Here is a 6,849-nt window from a genome sequence, read left to right as displayed (position 1 = left end):
AATTGGGGTTTGACGATGTCACAATTGTATATTAAATTTGGTGATAGACTACAAGCAGACCGCGAATTTTTCCTTGGAGGCTGAATCTACCAAAATCAAATTCTGACACAGTTCAGCGTACACTCCCTTAATGTGCGAAGTTTTGGGAGGAAAAATTGTACTTATTAAAGTCCTTTCTGTTGTTACATCTAACATTTTCCTACAACCAGCTTTGTAATAATCTATCCAATTATCATATGAGGTTTCTCCTATTTGACTTTTGGAATCCGCAAATCCTTTGAGTTTAGATGAAAAACCTGCTACAACATTTTGAGGTAAATAGTTAGTCCTTGCTACAAATTTCTCATCTACGATCGAGGTGTCTATATTATCATAGTCAGAAGTCAAAATACATACCCTTCTTGGAGTTTTGTACATAGGATTACTAACAAAAAAATGTGGTCCACTGTAAATCATCTCAAAAAGATCTACATCTGGATATCTTGTCTCTCGCCTTATAGTACCATCACTAACACTTGTTGTCTCATTCCAACAATCGGTAATTTTGGATTCAAAATCCTCAACAGACGATGTGAATTTTCCAAGTTTTTGTAAGATCGAAATAATACTATTTGCATGTATTATGGCTAATTTTGTTCCTTCCCAGCTGATAGAATTTTCAAATGTTTTTGCTAATACTTTAAGTTCTCTTTCAGTAAATCTCACAATTCGGTTTCCATGAGGATAGATGTTCCATTTCATTTTTCCTGTCTTTTCATCCTTAACTTTAAATCCACCTACATTATCATTTCCGGTATGAATAAAACATCCATCGATTGTAGAAGGATGAAATAAATTGTGGATCGATACAAAGTTTACTGGTTCCTGTTTTCCTGAGTAAATTTGAATACCATAAGAAATTTGGTGGTCAATTTCACTAAAAAGCATTAGCTCATTCTTAAACTGAAAATGATACTTCAGTCTTTTATAAAGTTCTTTCCTAAAATTTTCTCCTCCTGGATCATCATAGATGCCTTCAGGATGAATCAAACCCATGCATCCTCCCTTATTAATCCATTTAAAACCGCTCTCCAATATGCATTTATACAAGTTATTTTTCTGTCCTTGCAGTAGTGGAAAGTTCTGAATTGAACCTAAAAATGTTTTATTACTCTCAACTAAGACACTTTCTTTGAAATATGATTTTTGAAAACTAATTGTATCATTAAATAATTTCTCAGCAATTTTTTTTACTTGTGGCGCGGGAAGATCCCGCGTAGCGACTTCGGGATAAAGTTCTGCGACAACTCCTGTTTCGTCTAATTCGACATTTACCCAAGGTGGATTACCAACTATAACATCAAATCCGTTGTTTTCTCTGAATACTTCTACAAATTCCAGCTCATAATGAAAAAATCGGTACTGTTCGGCAAACTGTTGTACCAATATTGCTCGTTGATTTATAAATATGGAAGATGTAGATCGCCTCAGAGCTTCCAGCAGTTGCTTTTCTAACTGCTTTCTATCCTTGCGATAGTCGCGGTTGGCCTCTTCATCAGTAAGCTCCTTCGGTATTTCAGCGGCCAAGTCTATGTTCAATATTTGTATCAAGTCTTCATGCCACTGCCGACGGCTAGGTAGGTCAGCAGCAACGCGCACATCCCAATACCAAAGGCTGCACCAATAGTCCATGATCTGTTTCAACTTGTAATAAGGCGCATTAGGTTTCAGGCGCTCCCTGGCAAACTTTTCTTTTTGTTCATAGCTATATGCCTGAAAATTAAGTTGGAGTTCCGTGTTCTCGTTACCAAAAAAAACGGTATTGGCTTCGGTAATGAGGCCAATATTTCTTTGAATTTCATAATGCTCCAAAAGGAGAGCATCAATGGCACGAGAAATTTGTTGAAGCTTTTTAAATTCATCTCCGTCGATTGGTTTACAAAAGCCTTTCCGCCAATCGCTAACCGCTTTTGCCTCCTTTGGGTAGGCGTTTTTTAATAGTTTAATACCAGCACTTGACGCCATTCCAATATCCGGCAAGAGAAAATGATAAATCTCATCGTCTTTACGTAAGATGCCTTTCTTGCCAAACTTTAAATGTTGTGGTGCTATATTCCACCATTCTTTTTTCTCATATGCTCCAGAATTGCCTTTTGGTACAAATGAAAAATCTTTGTGTTTAAACACTTTTAGCCAACTACCCACTACCGCATTTCCTACACCTAGTCGGTAACCAAAAAAGGGCGTTTGCATGTCTTTGTGAATCACATTTAGCCAAAGTGATAACTTACCTAGCTCTACGGCCGTAGGGTTCAAATCGACCCCGTATACATTATTGAGAGCTATGTACGCTTTTATTTTTTGCAGTTCTTCCTGATAGTGGTTAGGCTCTACCCTCTTTTCTAGTTCGTCTTGGCGGTAAGTAAGGTAAGCTTGCGCAAGCTGGTTTATCACCTCATTATGGAAGGCGGCAGCTCCCATGGCCGGTTCCAATACTTTTAGTTTCAACAGCGCCGGTGCTTTCAGTTCACCTTTATCCAGGCGTTCCAAAATAGGTTTGAGTGTATATTTAACCGTTGTTTGGGTCAACACTTCCGGCGTATAATAAGATGCCGATTTTTGCCTGTCACGCCCACTTAGCCGGTATATAAAATCCCCTTGCGGAATTACTTTCAGTTCGTCCCGGGCTTCCTCTTTTTCGGTATAATAAATCTCATCTTTTTCAAAATCATCGAGACGATGGCGCGGCACCAGGTAAGAGCCATCGGCACGAACCACTTTCTCACTTGTTTCGCCTTTCTTCTTTTTGCGGTGAACTTCTATGTAATCGGTTTCGGCCAAAAATCCACGAAAGGCCAGCAAACTCTCATACACACTTCCCAACTGGTTAATACCCAAATTGGCATAGCTGATGCGTCCCCGAGTTTTGCCTCTTTGTTGTTTGGAAAGCGATAATTCACAAATCACATCCTGCCAAACCATGTTCCGGATTTTCACTCTGTTTAAATAATGCAGTTCATTGGCATCAAACATAGGTGAATCGAGATGACGAATTTTGAAACTTTTGTTTGCGCCATCATCTTCCCGGTATCCATTGTTGAGCAACTCGAACAAACGGAATAGCGACTCATGGAAAAAATATCCGTTGATACTGGATTCGGTCACCAAGGGTACCTGTTCCAGGTCACGCAACATTTCGAGGGAATAGCCTCTTTCATACACCTCGTTCGTAGCTTTATCGTTTTCATTACATGGTAATATGTCTAAATCTTTTCGAGCTTCGGCATAAAACAAGAATAACAAGCGATAAACCATATTAAGGCAATCGCTTTTTAAAAGGTTAGCATCGATTTCATGGTAATCGGTACCCTGTCCCTTTAAATACTTTACCGTTTCGTTGGCCAGGTTTTCTACCGCATGAATAACACCTTCTTTCAAGTCCTTAGTTACTTCATAGGCAGCTTTATGCGCATCTTCGTCCAATTGTTCCATCAGCACCATCTCCGCTGTTGGTGCAAGAAGATCCTTACCTAGCAGCAGGTAAAAAACGGAATAAAATTCTTTCTGAGAGGTAGCATCATCAAACAGAGCTTCAAGATCCAGTTGGAGATAGCTGCCGCGAAACCATTTTTCTGCTTCCAGCAAAAAATACTGGTTTCCACCGCAGAGCAGTATGTATTTTGGCCGACGATGTGTGGGCAACAAAAATAGCTCGTTGATTGCCTGGTTGATAATCATCGGCGAAATGCTCTGTCCATCTGCCACGGTAAAAATGTCAGCCCATTGAGAGCGGTGGTATTTTTGAGCCTTGGCGGTGGTGTCTTCCTCGTTCGCTACATTATAACTTTGCTCAAATAAGCCATCGGGATTGTCCTGATCTTTCGTTTTGATAAGAGCGTGCATTTCCAGCACCATCAGGTGTATATCATTGCCTCGGCGCAAAATGTGGCGTACCGGTAATACGTTTTTATCGTTGATGGGAAAAAGCTCGTGATATTGCGTATTGGCAGCATCGTAACCCAAAGCTGCAAGCATCAATGAATGGAACCCGTGCGAAAGATTGATCTTGTCTTTCGTACGCAGGTGGTTTTCAATAAACTTTTGCTTCAGCTTAAAGTATTCGGGTTTTAGTTTGGCAATAGCCTGGCCTAATTCTTTGATGGCATCTGAACCATAGCCCGATTTTTCAATTACTTTTTTAGAGAAATCTTCATCAAAGTAATTGGATGTAAAGTAGTCGCCTATATTGTGTATGAAATGAATCATTAGTTGTCTTTCTATTAATTGTAAAAAACAGCCAACACTTTAAGGTAAGCGTCGCCATTGAGGCTGGTAAGATCTTTAAAATACTGGCTCGAATTATTGAGAATGGTTTGGATTTCATACTCCTTGTTTTCCCTACGGCTCTTCACAAAACCATACTCGGGTTTATCCCCAAATTCAAATTGCATTTGTTGGTCTTTGCTGGCCTTCCAGTTTTTAAGCTTCTCTTTGTAAACAGCCAGTTTCTTTTCCATATCCCATTGCAACTTGTCTTGCTCTGCGTCCATATGCCATTTTTTTGCGAATTTAATTACATCGGGCAATAGCGCTTGCAAACGGGTGGTATCGTCCGCTTCTATAACTTCGGTATACAATTCCTTATCCAGCTCATGAGTCCTAATAAAATCCTCAAAAGGTGTTGGCTTGTCTTGCAGCCCACCATTTATGTGCATGGACATAACAAAAAAATCAGCCAATAATGACTGGCCAGCACTATTGCTTACCAAACCATGGATTACAAAATGTGCTATCCCGGCTGGCATCCGGGAATGTTTGGATACCAGTGCCACATTTTTGTCAACACTGGCTTCCAGCTGTGTCATCAGGAAACGTACCACCGGGTGCAGCTCGTAAAGCATCTGGAATTTAGCCCACTCACCTTTCTTTTTACGAGCATCTGCAATGGCATTCTGTACATCATCTTTGTTTAATGAAAGCTGATAAACGTCACCAATTTTAGCCGGCTTCGCTTCCTGGGGTAAATCGTATAAGATTCGATTAAGTTCTTTGGTATGTTTTACTTCCAACAGATCACCTTCAAAATGAGCATCGTCCATTTTCAGGTATTGGTCCGCCTTTAACTGCTGTATCAAGGCATCGTAATAGGCTCTGTCATTTTTAAACAAGCTTATTTGTTCCTGTATGGGCTCAACTACTTTTAGAGCAGGCGTGGCATCATCCCAAAAATCATCTCCCAAATCAAAGCCGCCATCATCGGCATCGGGTGTATCCGGCTGGTCTATCAGTGATGCTTTGTTTGCAGCAATAGCTTTTGTTACTAAATCTTCTTCCGCGGTAGAATTGTACAGTTTATATACCGAAGCGGCATCACCCAGTGACTGATATACTGCTTCTTCTTTATCTTTTAGTTTATTAATAATATGCAAATCATCTTTCAGACCTTCCAAATCTGATTTTGCAATCATATAGTGTATATAAGGCGTTTTGCTTTGCCCATACCGATCGATACGGCCATTGCGTTGTTCCAAAGTTATCAGTGACCACGGAATATCATAATTGAACATGTGGTTGCAATAGTAGTGTAAGTTTACACCCTGAGAGCCAGCGTCCGAGGAAAGTAGGATGCGGTAATCAGCATCGGCCTTGCCAAAATCTTCGATAATACGCTGCTGCTCCATATCTGTCAAAGAACCATGGAAATCGGCTATGACCTTTTCATCTAAATTAAAATCCTTCTGAAGTTTTTGCTTTAAAGCTTTTAATGTTTCGATGCGCTCCGCAAAAACGACAATACGGAAATCATTTTTTCGTCCCTGCCATTTCAGACGGATCAGTTCTTCTTTAAAGGCGCGATACTTAGCATCAGCAGCATTATCAATATTGTCCAGTAAGCGCTGCCGAAGGTCTACCAATATTTCCAGATTGTTTTCAACGACATCATCTGTGTCTTCAACGGGATTCAGTTTAGCTATACGGTTATTCAGCGTACTCAATGCCGCTTCTGGTGAAGACATGTAAGATTTGAACAAACCTATAGCAAATAAAAGATCTCTCTTTTGTTTTCGTTTTGATTTCCGTCCAAATAGATCGTGTTGTATGTCTGCGGCATCAAGTGAACTTACTGCCTCAAACTTTATTTTTTGTTGCAATTCAAGGAAAGCATTCTCTGCCGCTCCCAAATCGGCATGAATGGAAAGGACTTTACGTTCCTGAAAATTCGAACGGACGGATTCGTCATCAATGTCATTCTTAAATCTACGGACGTAATAAGGTAATATGTCTTCTTTTGTATAGTCAAGATCATCCTTAATAGCCAAAGGTTCAATCATGTTGACCAGGTTGGCAAAACTTTGTTTTTTTCCATTGTGTGGCGTAGCCGAAGTAAGCACCAAAGACTCACATTTTGTGCTAAGCAACTGTGCCAGTCCACCACGTAAAGAACCGGCATTGGCCACAGTATGACATTCGTCGATGACAATTATATCCCATTTAGTCTTTTCAATATAGTGCTGAAATTTAGCATTGTTCTTAAGAGTGTCGATAGACACAATGGTTTTATCGTAATATTCGAATGGGTTCTTGTTGGCTGGTAATTCAGATTTTATTTTTGAGATACCATCTGAGTCCAAACGTACCAGCGGAATTGCAAAGCGATTCCAGATTTCTTGCTGGAATTGCCCTAGAATTGATTTGAGCGCCAATACCATGATGCGTTTTCCCTTACCACGTTTTATCATCTCTGAAGTACTCCCTACTTTTCAGACCATCAGTTGATCATTGGTAATTAAATTTAAGCAGCATTCAGGTAAAGATTTACTGGTTTTTTGCGGCCAATACCTTGATGCTTTCTGCAATTATATTGTTTGA

2 protein-coding genes are annotated in these 6,849 nt (G+C 39.9%); both read right to left on the bottom strand.

The window, feature by feature from the left end; genetic code table 11:
• Positions 1 to 48: 48 nt before the first annotated feature.
• On the bottom strand, positions 49 to 4,245 hold the full coding sequence (locus FEM33_RS20515) for an Eco57I restriction-modification methylase domain-containing protein (RefSeq protein ID WP_201747816.1): 4,197 nt from the start codon (positions 4,243 to 4,245) through the stop codon (positions 49 to 51).
• A 14-nt stretch (positions 4,246 to 4,259) separates the two neighbouring features.
• Positions 4,260 to 6,719 carry a helicase-related protein gene (locus tag FEM33_RS20510; RefSeq protein WP_201747815.1) on the bottom strand — a complete coding sequence of 820 codons (2,460 nt, stop codon included), beginning with the start codon at positions 6,717 to 6,719 and terminating at the stop codon, positions 4,260 to 4,262.
• Positions 6,720 to 6,849 lie beyond the last annotated feature (130 nt).

The sequence above is a fragment of the Dyadobacter flavalbus genome (assembly GCF_006149045.1).
In the GTDB taxonomy this organism is placed as follows: Bacteria; Bacteroidota; Bacteroidia; order Cytophagales; family Spirosomataceae; genus Dyadobacter; species Dyadobacter flavalbus.
This window is presented reverse-complemented; position numbering and strand designations above follow the sequence as displayed.

Bases quoted from the DNA above. Each gene is read 5' to 3' on its own strand.
- FEM33_RS20515 (WP_201747816.1), bottom strand. From the start codon at position 4,245: ATGATTCATTTCATACACAATATAGGCGACTACTTTACATCCAATTAC.
- FEM33_RS20510 (WP_201747815.1), bottom strand. From the start codon at position 6,719: ATGATAAAACGTGGTAAGGGAAAACGCATCATGGTATTGGCGCTCAAA.